14 protein-coding genes are annotated in these 18,526 nt (G+C 63.5%); 5 read left to right on the top strand and 9 right to left on the bottom strand.

Features of this window, described 5'->3' with window-relative positions; all coding sequences use genetic code 11:
- Positions 1 to 72: 72 nt before the first annotated feature.
- Positions 73 to 1,053, top strand: a complete 981-nt coding sequence (locus NKH54_RS04810) for a complex I NDUFA9 subunit family protein (RefSeq protein ID WP_023750418.1) — start codon at positions 73 to 75, stop codon at positions 1,051 to 1,053.
- A gap of 15 nt (positions 1,054 to 1,068) precedes the next feature.
- Here NKH54_RS04810 and NKH54_RS04815 read toward each other — a convergent pair whose 3' ends face one another.
- Positions 1,069 to 2,439: a cytochrome P450 gene (locus tag NKH54_RS04815; protein WP_023671330.1), complete on the bottom strand. Its 1,371-nt coding sequence runs from the start codon at positions 2,437 to 2,439 to the stop codon at positions 1,069 to 1,071.
- Positions 2,440 to 2,649: 210 nt separating this feature from the next.
- Here NKH54_RS04815 and NKH54_RS04820 point away from each other — a divergent pair, with 210 nt between their 5' ends.
- From NKH54_RS04820 to gyrB, 3 genes are all read left to right on the top strand, one after another.
- The gene (locus NKH54_RS04820) at positions 2,650 to 3,219 is read left to right on the top strand and encodes an NADPH-dependent FMN reductase (RefSeq protein ID WP_353027784.1); all 570 of its coding nucleotides are present in this window, start codon (positions 2,650 to 2,652) and stop codon (positions 3,217 to 3,219) included.
- Between the two features lie 76 nt (positions 3,220 to 3,295).
- Positions 3,296 to 5,926 carry a caspase family protein gene (locus NKH54_RS04825; protein WP_353027785.1) on the top strand — a complete coding sequence of 877 codons (2,631 nt, stop codon included), beginning with the start codon at positions 3,296 to 3,298 and terminating at the stop codon, positions 5,924 to 5,926.
- 145 nt (positions 5,927 to 6,071) lie between these two features.
- The gene (gyrB, locus tag NKH54_RS04830) at positions 6,072 to 8,543 is read left to right on the top strand and encodes a DNA topoisomerase (ATP-hydrolyzing) subunit B (RefSeq protein ID WP_023671333.1); all 2,472 of its coding nucleotides are present in this window, start codon (positions 6,072 to 6,074) and stop codon (positions 8,541 to 8,543) included.
- A 36-nt stretch (positions 8,544 to 8,579) separates the two neighbouring features.
- Here the strand turns inward: gyrB and NKH54_RS04835 are convergent, their stop codons facing one another.
- A complete protein-coding gene (locus NKH54_RS04835; protein WP_353027786.1) occupies positions 8,580 to 10,025 on the bottom strand; it encodes a hypothetical protein in 1,446 nt (481 codons plus the stop codon).
- Between the two features lie 331 nt (positions 10,026 to 10,356).
- On the opposite strand from NKH54_RS04835, the gene NKH54_RS04840 reads away from it, so the two are divergent.
- Complete coding sequence (locus tag NKH54_RS04840; protein ID WP_353027787.1) at positions 10,357 to 11,274, top strand: hypothetical protein; 918 nt, start codon at positions 10,357 to 10,359, stop codon at positions 11,272 to 11,274.
- A 90-nt stretch (positions 11,275 to 11,364) separates the two neighbouring features.
- On the opposite strand, the gene NKH54_RS04845 is transcribed toward NKH54_RS04840, so the two are convergent.
- The 7 genes from NKH54_RS04845 to NKH54_RS04875 form a co-directional block, all read right to left on the bottom strand.
- Complete coding sequence (locus NKH54_RS04845; RefSeq protein ID WP_023671337.1) at positions 11,365 to 12,762, bottom strand: NAD(P)(+) transhydrogenase (Re/Si-specific) subunit beta; 1,398 nt, start codon at positions 12,760 to 12,762, stop codon at positions 11,365 to 11,367.
- Positions 12,763 to 12,768: 6 nt separating this feature from the next.
- On the bottom strand, positions 12,769 to 13,194 hold the full coding sequence (locus NKH54_RS04850; RefSeq protein WP_032898085.1) for a proton-translocating transhydrogenase family protein: 426 nt from the start codon (positions 13,192 to 13,194) through the stop codon (positions 12,769 to 12,771).
- The gene (locus NKH54_RS04855; RefSeq protein WP_353027788.1) at positions 13,194 to 14,471 is read right to left on the bottom strand and encodes a Re/Si-specific NAD(P)(+) transhydrogenase subunit alpha; all 1,278 of its coding nucleotides are present in this window, start codon (positions 14,469 to 14,471) and stop codon (positions 13,194 to 13,196) included. The genes NKH54_RS04850 and NKH54_RS04855 overlap by 1 nt, the downstream gene beginning before the upstream one ends.
- Positions 14,472 to 14,572: 101 nt before the next feature.
- Entirely contained in the window at positions 14,573 to 14,797 is a 225-nt protein-coding gene (locus NKH54_RS04860) for an aa3-type cytochrome c oxidase subunit IV (RefSeq protein ID WP_023671340.1), read from the bottom strand.
- 157 nt (positions 14,798 to 14,954) lie between these two features.
- Entirely contained in the window at positions 14,955 to 15,104 is a 150-nt protein-coding gene (locus NKH54_RS04865; protein ID WP_023671341.1) for a DUF3096 domain-containing protein, read from the bottom strand.
- A gap of 104 nt (positions 15,105 to 15,208) precedes the next feature.
- Positions 15,209 to 15,976: an N-acyl amino acid synthase FeeM domain-containing protein gene (locus NKH54_RS04870; protein ID WP_023732632.1), complete on the bottom strand. Its 768-nt coding sequence runs from the start codon at positions 15,974 to 15,976 to the stop codon at positions 15,209 to 15,211.
- 167 nt (positions 15,977 to 16,143) lie between these two features.
- On the bottom strand, positions 16,144 to 18,486 hold the full coding sequence (locus tag NKH54_RS04875; RefSeq protein ID WP_027049197.1) for an EAL domain-containing protein: 2,343 nt from the start codon (positions 18,484 to 18,486) through the stop codon (positions 16,144 to 16,146).
- Positions 18,487 to 18,526: the final 40 nt, after the last annotated feature.

Here is an 18,526-nt window from a genome sequence, read left to right on the forward strand (position 1 = left end):
TCACCCTTTGCCTTTGGCGCAAAACGGACTATGAAACGGCTTCAGCCAAGCTTTCGAGCGCCGGAGCCAGCCATGACCGAAATCCTGCAGATCCCCAAGCTCGTGGTCGTCTTCGGCGGCTCCGGCTTCGTCGGCCGCCACATCGTGCGGGCGCTGGCCAAGCGCGGCTACCGCATCAGGGTGGGGGTGCGCCGGCCCGATCTCGCGGGACATCTGCAGCCCCTCGGCAATGTCGGCCAGATCCAGCCGGTGCAGGCCAATGTGCGCGTGCGCTGGTCGGTCGACCGCGCCGTGCAGGGCGCCGACCATGTCATCAATCTGGTCGCCATCCCGTATGAAAGCGGCCGGCAGAAATTCAACACCGTGCACGAATTCGGCGCCCGCGCCGTCGCCGAAGCCGCGCGCTCGGTCGGCGCAGGGCTCACCCATATTTCGGCGCTGGGCGCCGACCTCAACGCCGAGTCCGATTATGCGCGCACCAAGGCGCTCGGCGAAAAGGCTGTCCTGGAGACGATCCCGGACGCCGTCATCTTCCGTCCGTCGATCAATTTCGGACCCGAGGACAGTTTCTTCAACCGCTTCGCCGACATGGCGCGCTATTCGCCGGTGCTGCCGCTAATCGGCGGCGGCCAGACCAAGTTCCAGCCGGTCTATGTCGGCGATGTCGCCGAAGCAGTGGCGCGTTCGGTCGAGGGCAAGATCAAGGGCGGCCAGATCTATGAACTCGGCGGGCCGCAAGTGCTCACCTTCAAGCAGTGCATGGAAGAGCTGCTCACCGTCATCGAGCGCAAGCGGCTCCTGGTGCCGGTGCCGTGGTGGATGGCCAATCTGCAGGCCTCGATCCTCGGCCTGCTGCCCAACCCGTTGCTGACCAAGGACCAGGTGCTGCTGCTGCGCCAGCCCAATATTGTGTCGGAGGAGGCCAACAAGGCCAACCGGAACCTTGCCGGCCTCGACATCCAGCCGCAGTCTATCGGCACAATCCTGCCCAGCTATCTCTGGCGCTTCCGCGCCGCAGGCCAGTTCCAGCGCAAGCCTGCCGGGATCGCGTAACAAGGCGTTGCGCCGTTAAACGCGCCGCGTGACCTGCATCGGCAGGCCGCCTTGCGGCTGTGTCGTCAGTTTCTGCACCGGCCACGGCTTGGTCTCGGCGGTCACATCGAAGCGGAAGCGCGACAGCATGATGGCCAGCGCAATGATCGCCTCCTGCATGGCGAAGCTGGCGCCGATGCAGATGCGCGGACCGGCGCCGAACGGCAGATACTGGAAGCGGTCGATCTTCTCGCGGTTTCCCGGATGGAAGCGTTCGGGCATGAAGGCGTCGGGCATGTCCCACAGTTTTCTGTGGCGGTGGACGACCCAAGGCATCACCAGTACGGCCGCGCGCTTGGGGAGCACCAGATCGTTCCAGGTCTCCGTCTCGATCGGCTCGCGGTTGATCGACGGCGCCGGCGGATAAAGCCGCAGCGCCTCCTCGAAGGCGGCGCGGGTGAACGGCATTGCCTCGAGCCATTTCGTTGGGTCGGGTTCGCGCGCCAGCACGGCCTCGATCTCGCGCTCGACCTTTTCGCGCTCCCACGGCGCTTCGGCGAGGCAGTAGATCGTCCAGCCCAGTGCCCGCGCGGTGGTCTCGTGGCCGGCGCCGATGAAGGTGATGATGTTGTCCTCGACTTCCGCCCGCGTCAGCCCGTCGGGGCCTTCGGCGCGCAGCAGAAGCGTCAGGAAATCCTGCGGCGCGGTGTCGGGGTCGCGCTTCAGCCGCTCCTCGCGCATCTTGACCGTATCGGTGACGATCTTGCGGAAATAGGCCATGGTCTTGCGGCCGCGGATGCGGGTCAGCCGCGGCAGCCATTCGGGCGCGCGCAACAGGTCGAGCGGATCGACGCGGCCCATGGTCTCGAACAGGCGGTCGATCTCCTGCGCGAAACTGCCGGGCTCGCCCGCAATCTCGCCCGAAAACAGCGTCTCGGCCAGGATATCGTAGGTGAGCAGCGTCATGTCATGGGCGACATCGGTCATGCCGCCTTCGTCATAGCGGGCGACGAACTGCATCGTGCGGCGCAGCATCGGCTCGGCGAAGCCGAAGATATGCCGCGGCGTGAACACCGGCGCCATCGCCTTGCGCGAGCGCTTCCACACCTCGCCTTCGGCGGTCAACAGCCCGTCGCGCAAGATCGGTCGCAGGATCATCTGGCGCACCGTCGCCATCTTGTAGTTCTTGGCGTTGTCGATCAGCACGTGGCGGATAAGGCCGGGATCGTTGGCGACGATCAGATGCCCGCCGACGCCATTCGCCGAAATCCAGGGCTCGTTGTAGGTGTGCTCGCCCCACAGTTCGAGCGGATTGCGGTAGACGATCCGCATCATCTCCAGCGTCGAAGGCGGCGTCGTGCGCGGCCTGGGCGCCGGCGGCACGAAGGGGACGGGCTGCGTGTCCATGAGGTGCTCCGCTGATAGCTCAGATGTAGTGGCTGGCAATCCGGGCGTCCATGTGACCGAACGGCAAACTGAAACGCTGTAGCGAGAATGCCTCGACAGACAATCTGTTCATCGGATCGTGACCGCCTGTGAAACGCTCGCGCCTTGTCCAATAGGGCACTCTGCCGTAGGTGATAGTCACTAACAGATACTGCCACCAGGAGAGCCCGCTTGAAGCACCAGCTGAACATCATCATCGGCAGCACGCGGCCGGGCCGCGCCGGGCCGGTCTTCGCCCATTGGCTGGAGGATTTTGCCCGCGAGCACGGCAAATTCGAACCGGTGCTGACCGACATTGCCACGTTCCATCTGCCGGTTCTGGACGAGCCGCATCATCCAAAACTCGGCAAATACGAGAAGGACCATACGAAGGCCTGGTCGAAGGCAATCGACGCCGCCGACGCCTTTGTCTTCGTGGCGCCGGAATACAATTATTTCGTCGCTCCGGCGATCGTCAACGCGATCGATTATCTATCGCGCGAGTGGAAATACAAACCCGCCGCCATCTTCAGCTATGGCGGCGTTTCCGGAGGCCTGCGCGCCGCGCAGGCGCTGAAGCCGCTGCTGACCGCGGTGGGCGTCATGCCCATCTCGGAAGGCGTCGCGCTGCCGATGTATCAGAAACTGCTGGAGAGCGACGGCTCCTTCCAGGCTAGTGAGCAGGTAGAGGGTGGGACCAAGACCATGCTGGACGAGCTCTCGCGCTGGAGCGAGGCGCTGAAGCCGATGCGGGCTGCGTAACGCAGCCGGCCCCGGCTTGCTCATGCCATAAAGAGGTGGAATGGTCGGCAGGTGACTGAGCCGGGGGCGGTTCGATTTGCGCCTGTTGTTTGCCTTGCTGTTGATGCTTGCGACCACCGCCACGGCGGTGGCGGAGCGGCGCGTGGCGTTGGTCATTGCCGAGGACGACTATCGGCTGGTGCGGCCGCTCTCCAATCCGGTCAATGACGGCGAGGCGATGGAAGCGGCGCTGAAGAAGCTCGGCTTCGAAGTCGTGCTTGAGACCAATCGTGATCTCAGGCGCATGCGCCGGGCTCTCGACGATTTTCGCGAGGACGCTAAGGGCGCCGACGTGGCGCTGGTGTATTTCTCCGGCCATGGCGTCGAAATCTCCGGCGACAACCGGCTGCTGCCGGTCGATGCCGATGCCTCCTCGCTCGACCAGCTGGAGAAGACCAGCCTGCCGCTGGAGGAAGTGCGCGATGCGGTTGCCGCCACGGCGAAGGTCGGGCTGATTGTGCTCGACGCCTGCCGCAGCGATCCGTTCACAGACGGCAACGGCGACGGGCGTGGCGCCACATCGCTGATCAAGGACCTGGTGGACAAGATCAAGCCGGGCCTCGGACGCGTCGGCAAGGCGGAAAACATCCTGTTCGCCTTTTCGGCGGCGCCCGGCGAGACGGCTGCCGACGGTACCGGTGCGAATTCGCCCTTTACAGCGGCGCTGATCAAATACCTCGGCACCGACGGGCTCGAAATCCGCTCGGTGCTGACGCTGGTGCAGCAGGAGGTCTACGACCTTTCGCGCGGAAAACAGCTGCCCTACGTCGAGAGCGGGCTGCCGAAGCTGTTCTTCGCCTCGGCGGCCAAGGAACAACTGCCGGAGCGCGAGCGGCTGTTGCTTGCCATGGCCGATGTGACGCCGGAAATGCGCGGCGCGGTCGAACGGGTCGCCAGCGATGCCGACATGCCGCTGGCGCCGCTCTATGGCGCGCTGATCAGTTCCGACACCAGCCATCTCTCCGGCGAAAGCCTGGACGCCAAGCTGCGCGAGGCGGCCGACGCCTTCGTCAAGGTGCGCGGCGAGATGAAGACGCTGGCCGCCGACGACCCGCAGGTGACCGAACTGCGCCGCCAGGCCGAGGAACAGTTGGCGCTCGGCGCTTTCGATGGCGCACGCGTGATCCTCGCCAAGGCCGCCGACGTCGACAATGTCTCGCGCCAGGCGTTGAAGGCCAATTTCGTCAGCCGCACCCTGTCCGAAGCCGCGACGCGATTTCTCTCGGGCGGCGCGGCGCGTGCCACCCTGGACTATGCAACCGCCATCAAGGACTATGAAACGGTGCTGGCGCTCTATGGCGAAGCCGGGCAGACCTCGCTCAGCCTGGAACAGGCCGACCGCCAAAGCCGCACGCTGGAAGAGCTCGGCATCCTCTACACAACGGTCGGCAACACCGACGCCGCCAGCCGCGCCTTTGCGGCGCTGGTCGCCAATCTTGAGCAGCGAGCGCGCCAGGAAACCGATCCGAGCGTCAAGCGCGACCTGGCCATCGGCCATATCAAGTTCGCCAACATCAAGATGGCGCAAGGCGATCTGCCGGCCTCCCTGCAAAACTATGAGGCGGCCAGGGACATGTTGCAGGGCCTGACCACAGACGTGCCGGACAAGAAGGACTGGCTCGGCGATCTCGCCATGGCCAATGACAAGATCGGCAATGTGCTGGCCACGCAAGGCGACGTGGGTGCGGCAGCCCAGGCCTACCAGCAAAGCCTGTCCATCAAGCAGCAATTGGCCGATGCCGAGCCGAACAGCGTCTATCTGCTGCGCGACCTGACCATTACCTACGACGAAATCGGCGGTCTTGCCCGTACCGCCGGCCAGCTGGATGGCGCCCAGACTGCATTCGAAGAGAGCCTGAGAATTCGGCTGGCGCTGGCGCAGAACAACCCCGACGACCCCAGGCATCAGCGCGCCGTCTCCGTCAGCTACACAAGGATCGGCGACGTCCTGCGCGAGCGTGGCGACGCTGCGGGCGCGCTCGACGCCTACAACAAGAGTCAAATAATCGCCGAAGCGCTGGTGCGCCGCGACTCAAACGACACCGATTTGAAGCGCGACCTGTCGGTCGGTTACGCCAAGATCGGCAATGCTTACGGCGACCAGAAGGACTGGCCACTCGCGTTGGAGGCCTACCAGCAGGCGCTGGCCACGGCGCGAGACCTTGCCGCCAGCGACCCAGGCAACACCGATTGGCAGCGCGACCTGTCGGTCTGTCTGGAAAAAATTGCCGGCGTGTTTGATGCCCAGGGCGATATCGCCGGTGCTTTGCAGAACTACCAGGACAGTCTCGTCATTGCCGACCGGTTGGCAAATCTCGACCCGGGCAATTCCGACTGGCAGCGCGACCTGTCGATCACGTTCGAGGAAATAGGCCTGCTGGAGACCAAGCAGCGCCACTATGAGGGCTCGAAGAAGGCCTTCGAAGCCAGCCTGGCCATCCGCCAGCGGTTGGCCCTGTCCGATCCGGACAATGCGATCTGGCAATTCGATCTGGTACAGGCCTACATCAACTATGCCTATGTGGCGAAGAATCCGAAGGCTGTGTTGTCGCAGGCGCTAGACCTGACGCTGGAGCTTGACCGCACAGGCAAACTGGCGCCGAGGGACAAACCCACGATCAAATATCTGCGCCGTCTTCTGGCCAAATTGAAAGCCGCGAAAAAATAGCCGGCTGCCAGCTCGGGATTCAGCCCTGAAATGCCCGCAAACCTTGGAAAAACCGCCTTTTGCGCCTATATCTAGGACATCAAAGCGGCGTGATTCGAAGCCATTTTTTCGCGCTGAGCATGCGGCATCAATCAGACAGGTTTTCATGAGCGATCAAAGCGACAACGCCAACGGCGCTGAGGCCGAATACGGCGCCGATTCCATCAAGGTTTTGAAGGGGTTGGACGCTGTCCGCAAGCGGCCGGGCATGTATATCGGCGACACCGACGACGGCTCGGGCCTGCATCACATGGTCTATGAGGTGGTCGACAACGCCATCGACGAGGCGCTGGCCGGCCATGCCGACCTGGTCACGGTGACGCTTAATCCCGACGGTTCGGTCACCGTTATCGACAATGGCCGCGGGATTCCGACCGATATTCACACTGGCGAAGGCATTTCGGCGGCCGAAGTGATCATGACGCAGCTGCATGCCGGCGGCAAATTCGACCAGAATTCCTACAAGGTGTCTGGCGGCCTGCACGGCGTCGGCGTCTCGGTGGTCAATGCGCTGTCGGCCTGGCTGAAGCTGAAAATCCGCCGCAACGGCCAGATTTTCGAGATGAGCTTCACGCATGGCAATGCCGATGCGCCGCTCAAGGCCACCGGCAGCTATGAGCAGAACAAGCAGCCCGGCACCTATGAGGGCCGCAGCGGTTCCGAGATCACCTTCTTTCCGTCGTCCGAAACCTTCACCATGGTCGAATTCGACTTCGGCACGCTGGAGCACCGGCTGCGCGAGCTCGCCTTCCTGAATTCCGGGGTGCGCATCATTTTGACCGATGCCCGCCATGCCGATCTCGTGCGCCACGAACTGCACTATGATGGCGGCCTGGAAGAGTTCGTCAAATATCTCGACCGGGTCAAGAAACCGCTGATCGACAAGCCGATCGCCATCAAGGCCGAGCGCGACGGCATCACCGTCGAAGTGGCGATGTGGTGGAACGACAGCTACCACGAGAACGTGCTGGCCTTCACCAACAACATCCCGCAGCGCGATGGCGGCACCCATCTGGCCGGCTTCCGTGGCGCGCTGACGCGCCAGATCACCGGCTATGGCGAATCGTCGGGCCTGACCAAGAAGGAAAAGGTGGCGCTGATCGGCGACGACTGCCGCGAAGGCCTGACGGCGGTGCTGTCGGTCAAGGTGCCCGACCCGAAATTCTCCTCGCAGACCAAGGACAAGCTGGTCTCGTCAGAGGTGCGGCCCGTGGTCGAAGGCCTGGTCAACGAGGCGCTTGGCACATGGCTGGAAGAACACCCGACCGAGGGCAAGGTGGTCATCGACAAGGTGATCCAGGCGGCCGCGGCGCGTGAAGCCGCGCGCAAGGCCCGCGACATCACCCGCAAAAGCTCGCTCGGCGTCACCTCTCTGCCCGGCAAGCTTGCCGACTGCCAGGAACGCGACCCGGCGAAATCCGAAATCTTCATCGTCGAGGGTGACTCGGCCGGCGGCTCCGCCAAGGGCGGCCGTTCGCGCCAGAACCAGGCGATCCTGCCGCTGCGCGGCAAGATCCTCAATGTCGAGCGCGCCCGCTTCGACCGCATGCTAGGCTCCGAGATGATCGGCACGCTGATCACCGCGCTCGGCACCTCGATCGGCAAGGACGAGTTCAACGCCGACAAATTGCGCTACCACAAGATCATCCTGATGACCGACGCCGACGTCGACGGCGCCCATATCAGGACCTTGCTGCTCACCTTCTTCTTCCGCCAGATGCCGGAGCTGATCGAGCGCGGCCATCTCTACATCGCCCAGCCGCCGCTCTACAAAGTGACGCGCGGAAAAAGCTCGCAATACATCAAGGACGAGAGCGCCTTCGAGGAATTCCTGATCGGCTCCGGGCTGGAAGAGGCGTCGCTGACGCTTGCCTCCGGCGAGGCGCGGGCCGGACAGGATCTGCGCGGCTCGATCGACGATGCACTGGCAGTACGCCAGCTCATCAACGGGCTGCATACGCGCTACAACAGGGGTGTGGTCGAACAGGCGGCGATCGCCGGTGCGCTCAATGCCGATGTGCTGAACGATCTCGGCCGCGCCAACGCCATGGCCGAACGCGTCGCCCAGCGCCTCGACATCATCGCCGAGGACACCGAGCGCGGCTGGACCGGCCGGCTGTCGACCTCCAATGAAGGCGTCGGCGGCTACGTGTTCGAACGCACGGTGCGCAGCGTCAAGGAATTCGCGCAGCTCGATGCCGGGCTGATAAATTCAGCCGACGCACGCCAGCTCGACCGCTATGCCCCGCGCCTCATGGAAGTCTATGGCGAGCCGCCGGTGCTGCGCCGCAAGGATGTCTCCGAAACCATTTCGGGGCCGCTGGCGCTGCTCAACGCGGTGTTTGCGACCGGCCGCAAGGGCCTGACTATGCAGCGCTACAAGGGCCTCGGCGAGATGAACGCCGAGCAGCTCTGGGAAACCACGCTCGACCCGAATGTGCGCTCGCTGCTGCAGGTCAAGGTGAATGACGCAACCGATGCTGACAGCTTGTTCTCGCGGCTGATGGGCGACGAGGTCGAGCCGCGGCGCGAATTCATCCAGGACAATGCGCTGTCGGTGGCCAATCTGGACATTTGATGGCGGGGGCCTTGCCGCCGAAGCTCCACTCCGGGGTCAGGCCTTTGGTTCCAGCTTTCGCCCGAGGTCCACCACGTCGCGCAGCACTTGCAGATGCGAGCGCGGCGCGGTGCCCGCCGGCGGGGCGATTTCAACGCCGTTTGCCGTCGATGACCAATAAAGCGTGTGCGTGAAGATACGGCCAAGTGAGCTGCGAAGCTCGATCTGGATGTTCTCCACACCGGGGCCGAAGTTTTCCGTCATCGGACCGGAAATCGGATCGCCTGTCGCCCAGCCATTGCCGCGGTCGTAGACGTTGGTCCAGCGCGTTGCCGCAAACACCGCGCCATGATGCACTGCGCGCTGCGCCTTGCCTTGGCTGTGTCCTTCCCGGTAAAGCACGGTGCCGCCGGGGCGCCCGTCATCGGCAATCGGCGGGCAGGCCGAGAACAGGCGCTCGGCAAGGCCACGCCTGAATTCCGCGAGATTGTAGGTCACCAGGAATTCGCTGTGGGAGAGCGGACTGCCAAGCGTGACGAAATCGCTGATCTTCCAGGGCAGCGGGTGGTCGGCGTCCTTGGCCCGAAGCTGCTGGTAGAGCGCCCATTGGCCGCGCCGGAACCCGGCGAGGTCTTCAAGGTTCTTTGGCCACGCTGACCCATCAGAGCCGAGCGTTGCCTTGTCGATGGCCTCGACCGCCGCCAGTTTGGCCTTGTCGCGGACCGCTTCCAGCCTTCGCGGCCGGAACTCGGCCCACAGGATCTGCAGCAAATCATAGGCGATGATCGACCCCAGGCTGTGCGAGACTAGCACGATGCGGTCGTAAGCATCGTCCTTCATCAGCGTCTTGAGCAACGTCAGGCCGCGGTCGCGGATCAGCGCACGCTTCTCGATCGTCGCCGCCTCGGCGCGCACATAAGCGGCGACGTCACCGAAATAGGGCAGGGCGAACTGATCCACCGCCCAGATGACAAAAGAAGCGAAGGTGGTGATCATCAGGCCGGTCGTCAAGGTAACGGCCTGTTGCCAGACCGATGTTGCCAGCACGAGTGCTGCGCCCAGAATGACGATAACGATCAGAAGTGTGGCGACGTAAAGCTTGCGGGCGTCGAGCGGAATGTCGGCGGGCTTGCGCCACAACAGGTTCGTAACCCAGGCGGCCAGCCGGCCGCGCGTCGTGCCTTGCGTGATGTCGGCCCAATAAAGCTCGTAGAAATCGGTACGGCGGCCATCGACGTCGTAGGGCGTGGTGATGCGGCGCAGCTCGTGTGACTTGGTCCGGCTGTCGGGCGTGATCCAGCTCTGGTTGATCGTGGCGCCGGAAACGGCCGGATCGGGAATCTGGGCGTAGGGTGGAGCACGGGTGGGATCGCTGCTCCAGACCGCCTGGACGAATCCCCTCAGCGTACCCATCGGCCGCTGCTCGCCCATGCCGTGCACGATCACCACCGCCTGGCCGGGCTGCGCCTTTTTGTAAGCCAGCGATGCGACAGTCTTGGGCATCAGCGTCTCCGTTGACGACATCCGACGGCGGGATCGCTCATGCTACCCCCGGCTCACCGAGCCAACAATACACGGCAGCCCATGTGGAACTCCGTGAACCAATCCACAGTTTCGCAGTCGTGCCTCGGGCCGCGCGGAAAATGGTTCCGTTCCCGGCAAGCAAATCATTTCATTGCCCTTCGGAACGGAAATCGCTCAGGAACATTGTGACGACATCGATCAATTTCTCGCAGGGAGGCTCTTTATGGGACGCGGTATTTTGCTCTGGTTGCTCGGTATTCCGATCCCGATCATCATTCTCATCATGCTGTTCGTACGGTAGGAGGCGTCGATGCAGTCCACCGTATCGGCTGTCGACGTATCCGCCTCAACAGAATCCTCCGCCCCGGCCGTCAGCTGGGGTCCGATCATCGCCGGCGCCTTCGCGGCCTCGACGCTGACCTTCATCCTCATGCTGCTCGGTTCGGGGCTGGGGCTGACCATGGTCTCGCCGTGGTCCGGCGCCAGTGCCTCGCTGACCACCTTCGCGGCGTCCGGCGCCATCTGGCTCATCATCGTGCAATGGCTGTCCTCCGGGGTCGGTGGCTATCTTGCCGGACGCCTGCGCACCAAATGGGTCGGCATCCACACCGACGAGGTCTATTTCCGTGACACCGCGCACGGCCTCCTCGCCTGGGCGCTGGCGACATTGCTGGTCGTCGGCATTCTCGGGTCGGCGCTGTCGGCAGTGCTTGGTTCAGGCGTGCAGGCGGCTTCTACTGTTGCCTCGGGCGCCGCCATGGGTGCTTCGGCCAGCGCGTCCGCCAATGCCGGCAGCGCACCGGCCGACAATGCGACATCCTATCTCGTGGATACGCTGTTCCGTCCGGCTGATGCCGCCAGGCTCGCGGCGGCCAATCCGGACAGCGATGCGGCTGCGGCCGGGCAGGCTTCGCGCATCCTCATCGCCAGTGCGGCGGCAGGCGAAATTTCGGCTGACGACAAGACCTATCTGTCGCAGCTCGTCGCCGCCCGCACCGGGCTTTCCGAGGCTGACGCCAAGGCGCGTGTCGACGCCCTGGTGGCCAGGGTCGAGGACGCCAAGGTCAAGGCCAAGCAGGCCGCCGACGCCGCCCGGAAAGGCAGCGCCACCTTCGCACTGCTTGGCGCCCTGTCGCTGGTTATCGGCGCCTTCATCGCCAGCGCTGCGGCAGCACTGGGCGGAAGGCAGCGCGACGACGAGGAAGCGGTTTTCCTGACCAGCCGCTGAACCGGTCTTCAACATAGAAAAGCCCGGTCGAACCGGGCTTTTTTGTTTCCGATGATGGACCAAACCTTCCAGTGGAAGGTTGCGGCGGGATCAGTGATCCATCGCCTTGACGATTTCCTCGGTCATCTTCTTGGCGTCGCCGAGCAGCATCATGGTGCCGTCCTTGTAGAACAGCGTGTTGTCGATGCCGGCATAGCCGGAGCCGAGCGAGCGCTTGACGAACAGGCAGGTGCGGGCCTTGTCGACGTCGAGGATCGGCATGCCGTAGATCGGCGACGACTTGTCGTCGCGGGCGGACGGATTGGTGACGTCGTTGGCGCCGATGACATAGGCGACATCGGCCTGCGCGAACTCGGAGTTGATGTCTTCCAGTTCGAACACTTCGTCATAGGGAACATTGGCTTCGGCGAGCAGCACGTTCATGTGGCCGGGCATGCGGCCGGCCACGGGGTGGATGGCGTATTTGACATCCACGCCATTGGCCTTGAGCTTGTCGGCCATTTCGCGCAGCGCGTGCTGGGCCTGGGCGACCGCCATGCCGTAGCCCGGCACGATGATGACCTTCTGTGCGTTCATCATCAGATAGGCAGCGTCGTCGGCCGAGCCCTGCTTGACCGTGCGTTCGATGCCGTCATCGGCAACCGCCGCGGTCTCGCCGCCGAAGCCGCCGAGGATGACCGAGATGAACGACCGGTTCATGCCCTTGCACATGATGTAGGACAGGATGGCGCCGGACGAGCCGACCAGCGCGCCGGTGATGATCAACGCCAGATTGCCAAGCGTGAAGCCGAGTGCCGCGGCGGCCCAGCCGGAATAAGAATTCAGCATCGAGACGACGACCGGCATGTCGGCGCCGCCGATCGGGATGATCAAGAGGACGCCGAGCGCCAGCGACGCCGCGACGATCAGCCAGAACACCAGCTTGGCCTCGGTGGTGACCAGAAGCACGATCAGCACGATCAGCGCGATGCCGAGGACCGCGTTGATGATGTGACGGCCGCCGATCATGATCGGCTTGCCCGACATGCGGCCATCGAGCTTGAGGAAGGCGATGACGGAGCCGGTGAAAGTGATGGCGCCGATGGCAACGCCAAGGCTCATCTCGATCAGCGCCTGGGCGTGGATGTCGCCATTCGTGCCGATGCCGAAACTTTCCGGCGCGTAGATGGCGGCTGCCGCGACCATGACGGCGGCAAGGCCGACCAGCGAGTGGAAGGCGGCGACCAGCTGCGGCATCGACGTCATGGCGATGCGGCGCGCTGTAACGGCGCCGACGCCGCCGCCGATGGCCAGACCAAGCACGATCAGGCCGAAGCGCCCGGCGGACGGAGTCGCCAGCGCCAGCGTGGTGGCGATGGCAATGCCCATGCCGATCATGCCGTAGAGATTGCCTTGGCGGCTGGTGGTCGGATGAGATAGGCCGCGAAGCGCCATGATGAACAGGACGCCGGAGACCAGGTAGAGGAAGGACGCGAAGTTGGCGTTCATGGCGCTCTACCGGTCCTTCTTCTTGTACATGGCCAGCATGCGCTGGGTGACCAGGAAGCCGCCAAAGATGTTGACCGAGACCAGCATCAGCGCGACGAAGCCGAAGCCGGTGGCAATGCCGGAGGCCGAGATGCCGACGGCCAGCAGCGCGCCGACGACGATGACCGAGGAGATGGCGTTGGTGACCGCCATCAGCGGCGTGTGCAGCGCCGGCGTCACCGACCAGACGACGTAGTATCCGACGAAGATCGCAAGTACGAAGATGGCAAAGCGGAAGACGAAGGGATCGATGGCGCCGCCGGACAGTGCGTGCGCGGCATCGCCCGCCGCATCGGCGCCACCGGGCGCGGTGGCCAGGTTCTGCACAGCCAGCCGGACGGCGGCACTTGCCTGGTCGAGCTGATCGAGGGCTTTCTGCAAGGTCTGATCCATCACTCGATCCCCTTCGGCTTGGCGGCGGACTTGCCGGCAGTGGCTTTGTCGGACGCCTTTTTCGGTGCAGCCTTCTTCGGCGTGGCATCAGCCACCATGGTCTCCGCCGGAATGGCCGCCGGTTCGACATGGGGCTGTTCCGCCGCCTTGGCGAAGGCCGGATGCACCACGCGGCCAGCGTCGGTCAGCATCGTCGCCTTGACCAGATCGTCTTCGCGGTTGATGGCTAGCGTCTTGCTGGTCTTGTCGACCAGCGTCTCGAGGAAGGCGAACAGGTTCCTGGCGTAGAGCAGCGAGGCCGATGCGGCGACGCGGCCGGGCACGTTGAGGTGGCCGACGATTTTCACGCCATTGGCCGTGGTCACCACCTGGCCTGCAACTGCGCCTTCGACATTGCCGCCGCGCTCGACGGCGAGGTCGACGATCACCGAGCCCGGCTTCATCGAGGCGACCATCGCCGCCGATACCAGCTTCGGCGCCGGACGGCCGGGGATCAGCGCCGTGGTGATGACGATGTCCTGCTTGGCGATGTGCTCAGCGGTGAGCGCTGCCTGCTTGGCCTGGTACTCCTTCGACATTTCCTTGGCGTAGCCGCCGGCGGTCTCGGCCGCCTTGAACTCCTCGTCCTCGACGGCGAGGAACTTTGCGCCGAGCGACGCCACCTGTTCCTTGGCGGCGGGACGAACGTCGGTGGCGGTGACGACGGCGCCGAGACGGCGCGCCGTGGCGATCGCCTGCAGGCCGGCAACGCCGACGCCCATAATGAAGATCTTCGCCGCCGGCACGGTGCCGGCCGCCGTCATCATCATCGGCAGCGCGCGGTCATACTCCGATGCGCCGTCGATCACGGCCTGGTAGCCGGCGAGATTGGCCTGCGACGACAGCACGTCCATCGACTGGGCGCGGGTGATGCGCGGCATGAATTCCATCGAGAAGGCGGTGATCCCAGCCTCGGCAAGCGCCGCGACCGCGGCGTCATTGCCGTAGGGATCCATGATGGCAATGACCGCCGCACCCGATTTGTAGCCCTTCAACTCGGCATCGGTCGGCCGGCGCACCTTCAGCACTACATTCGCCCGGCTCGCATCCGAAGCCTTGCCGATCGCGGCGCCCGCCTTGGCGAACTCCTCATCGGGAATGCGCGACCTGGTGCCGGCGCCCGTCTCGACGGTGACGTCGAAGCCCAGCGCCGCCAGCCGCTTCACGGTATCGGGCGAGGCCGCGACACGAGGCTCGCTGGCATCGAGCTCGCGAGGGATGAAAACCGTCTGTCCCACCGCATGATCCTTTCGGCTGGAACCTGTTTGCGCAAGAGTGCGGCTTTGCGAAAGAGTGCGGCCGGATGTCCGGCTACGCCCTTGGCAAGGGTCTGAAGAGACTATCGGAGAATGAAGGCGCCGAGGGCGAGGATCAGCACGAACAGGATGGTCGCGGAGAAGAAGCCGCCTGCGAAGAAGCCGAAAGCCATGGCCAGGAGCAGGGCGCCGCAGAACAGCGAGCCGTATTTGGCCAGCGCCAGAAAGCCATGATAGGTGCGGTCATGTTCGGCATAGTCCATCTTCGCGCCCAGTTCGACAGGACCGGTCGGCGTGTGATCAGCCATAGGAATACCCCTTCGAAGACATCTTTGAGGCACATAGCGAAAAGCCGGGCCAAGAGCAATGGCGCTATTGCCGCACGACCAGTGACAACAGCCTCAAAGGAATGTTGAAAGCCGGCGGTAGGGCTTGTCGCCGGCCTAACGTCGAACGTTTTGCGTTTCAACCGGCCAGATGCGGAAACAGCCCGAGCAGCCCAATGACGATCAGATAGAGCGCGACGATGTAGTTGAGCAGCCGCGGCATCACCAGGATCAGCACGCCGGCAATCAGCGAGATCAGCGGGGTCAGTGCTAGCTCGGGAATATGCATGTCGGTTCCTTTCTATGGCCGCGTCGGGGTCGTGACGTCCAGAACGCCGAAGCGGCCGGAAAGCTCCTCGCACCGGGCGCTAAAGTGCGCCGGCTTTGCCGACATTACGCTGCTTCGCGAAAATATTTGGCGGTGGGCAGGATGGTCAGCGGCGCGAGCTCGCCGGCCGGCGCCTTGGCAAACAGCATACGCCGCTCCAGCGCCGTCGACTGGAAGAAGGGAAAGCGCTCCAGCGTCGGGGCCATGTTCTGCTCGCAGATCGATTCATAGAAGAAGATCGGCATGGTGAAGGGCGGGTAGAGGCGCGGCTCGCCGACCTGCACCGATCCGAAGATGCGATGATAGAAGGCCGTGTGCTCCTCGCGGATCATCGAAATGCAGCTGGTGGCGTTGAAGAAGGTGTTGGCGATAACCGCGAGCCGCAGCGTGACATAGGGCAGGGCGCGGTTGGCCGACGACATTTGCGGATCGATCGCCAACCGGCTCGGGTCGATGAAGGTTTCACCGCGCGCCAGCCGCAGCAGCAGCCGGTCGCCGAAAACGGTCATGATCGGCGCTTCGGGGGTCTCACGGGTCAAATGGTGGAGCCTGACGGTGCTGACCAGCTCGCCATCCATGAAGACGCCGAAACAGTAGCAATTGCGCACTTCGTCAAGGTGATCGACGAGCTTCTGTTCGGTAATGGTATCAAGCAGGCCGTGTGTATGAAAGGCCTTGTAGCGCAGCCGGTAGACCGCTTCGAGATCCTCGCCGCTTTCGCAGCGCCGGTATTCGACACGATCGAGGACGTCGAGGACGTTGCGGGCGAACAAGGAAGGCGGGCCAGATTTGACTGCCGCACCCGAAAGCACACCTGACTGATGCGTGTCCATTACTTCCCCTCGTACCGCCGCAGGAGAACAATACCGGACGACCGAAGGAACAAGAAGATGAAACTCTAATCGTCTGTGTTTACCGATCATTAACCTTAACAATCAGTTAACGCCTAGACAATACAACGCTTTTTAGACGGGCTTTTCAAGCGCAATTTAATGACGGGTCAGGGCGTGGCGAGTTTTGCCGCCGGCCGCAGCTCGGCGGCGAAAGGCCAGGTCACGTTGGACATGGTCTCTATGCCCGAGGCACTGAGTGCTGCGCCAAACAGGAAGCCCTGGACGAGGTCCGGCTTGACCGAATGCACCAGGATCTTCAGCTGTTCGAAGGTTTCCACACCTTCGATGGTGACGGTCAGCCCGAGCACGCGGGTCAGGTCGACGATGCCCTTCAACAAGTCGAGCGAACGCTTGTTTTGGGTCACGTCCATCAGGAACGAACGGTCGATCTTGATCTTGTCGAGCGGCAGCTTGTGGAGGTAGCTCAGGCTTGAATAGCCGGTGCCGAAATCGTCGAGCGCGATGCGCACGCCAAGCTGCTTCAGTTCCTCGATATACTGGCGCGTTAGCGATTTGTCGTCGAGCAGCGCGGTTTCGGTGACTTCGATCTCGAGGCGGCCGGCGGCGAGCCCCGAAGTGGCAAGCGCGTCGCGAACCTTCTGGACAACGTCGCGGTTGCGGAAATCCTTGGCCGAAAGGTTGACCGAGACGCTGGTCTGGCCCGGCCATTTGGCGCATTCGGCGCAGGCAGCCGCGAGCACAAAAGTGCTGATCTCGGAAATGATGCCCATTTCTTCGGCCAGCGGAATGAAGATGCTGGGCGAAACCGGCCCGAGATCGGGATGATCCCAGCGGCACAGGGCCTCGCAGCTGGCGATGCGCATGGTGTTCATCGCCACGATCGGCTGATAGACCACCCGCAGCGCCTTGCCTTCGACCGCCGTGCGCAGATCGGCCTTCATCAGCTGGCGGTTGCGGAACGCCGCATCCATCGCTGCCTCGAACAGCCGCCAGTTGTTCTTGCCGAGTTCCTTGGCCTTGTAGAGCGCCAGATCGGCCTTGACGATCATGGCGTCGACATCGGTGTCCTCGACCCTGGACAGCACGGCGCCCGCGCTTGCCTGGATGCGCAGACCGTGGCCTGCGACGTCGACCTCGCCCTGCAGATCGGCAAAGATCTGGTCGAGCAGGCCCGTCAGATGGCTTTCATCCTCGACGCGGTCGAAGAAGATCATGAACTCGTCGCCGCCGAAACGGCTGACATTGACGCCTTGCCCGGCGACGGCCGCCAGCCGCTCGGCAACGGCATAGATAAGTCCGTCGCCGACCGGATGGCCAAGGGTGTCGTTGACGCTCTTGAAATCGTCGAGATCGAGCACCGCCAGGGCACACAGGCGGTCGCGGCTGCCCGACGCCATGGCCTCGCCGACCAGCTCATGGAAATACGCGCGGTTCGGCAGGCCGGTAAGGCTGTCATATCGCGCCATGAAGCGGATTTTTTCCTCAGCCTCGACACGGGCGGTGACGTCCTCGAAGGTGATGACACCGAGGTCCTGATTGCCTTCACGGGCCGAGAACTCGTAGTGCTGGCCATTGGAGAAGGAGACCAGCACCTTGCGGTCGCGGCCCTCGCGCAAGGCGCGCGTCAGCTGCGCTTCGACATAACGACAGTCTTTCGGCGCCAGCATGCCGCCGGCGACGCCGCGCAGGAGCAGCGAATGGATCGACCGCCCGAGCAGTTGGTCGGGCGAGCGCAGCGACATCAGATGCGCGGCTTCGGCATTGCCGACCACGACCTTGCCGTCGGGGCCGAGCATGACCAGGCCATGCGACATGGTGTTGAGCGCGCGGTTGAAGCGCTCGGCGAGCCTGGCGGCCGTCTTGCGCTCCGAAATGGCGTTGAACAGCACGGTGCGGACGTGGCTGGCCATCCGGGTGATGATGAAGATGAACGGCACTATGTAGAGGCCGAGGATGAAATCGCCGAGATGTCCCTTGAGCATCAGCCCGACCGCGATCGGCAGCACGACCGTGAAGGCCTGCACCGCAACCATGGTCTTGGAGCCGTAATTGCGGCCGACAATGGTCACCGTCGAGCCCATTATGACGGCGATGGCGGCACTTTCCCCGAAGACATCGGGAATGAGATAGATTGAGGTGAAGCAGAAAAGCCCCATGAAGAAAGCCTGGATGGTGCCGCCAACCAGGTAGTAGCGTTCCCACTTCTTGGCTTGTTCATAAGTTTCGAAACTGCCTATGCGCAGGCCTTTGCGGATGCCGTAATAACGGTAAAGGCCGGCCGCAAGCATAAGCGCGGCCAATGCAAGATAGGCCGGATGCCCCGAGGTAAAATAAACCAGAATGCCGATGAGGCCATGGCAAAATGCGCCAATCAGCAGGATCCCGGGATCGTTGAACAACGATCGCACGAACCCAGCATAGACGTCCTCACCTATCTCTGCGGCTTTGTTTTCTTGCATGGCCTGCGGTGTCGCACGAACCGCAGTCATGTCACATTCGCCTTAAGAAAGGTTTAGAGATGCCGTTCCG

The sequence above is a fragment of the Mesorhizobium sp. M1004 genome, assembly GCF_040318795.1.
Taxonomy (GTDB): Bacteria; Pseudomonadota; Alphaproteobacteria; order Rhizobiales; family Rhizobiaceae; genus Mesorhizobium.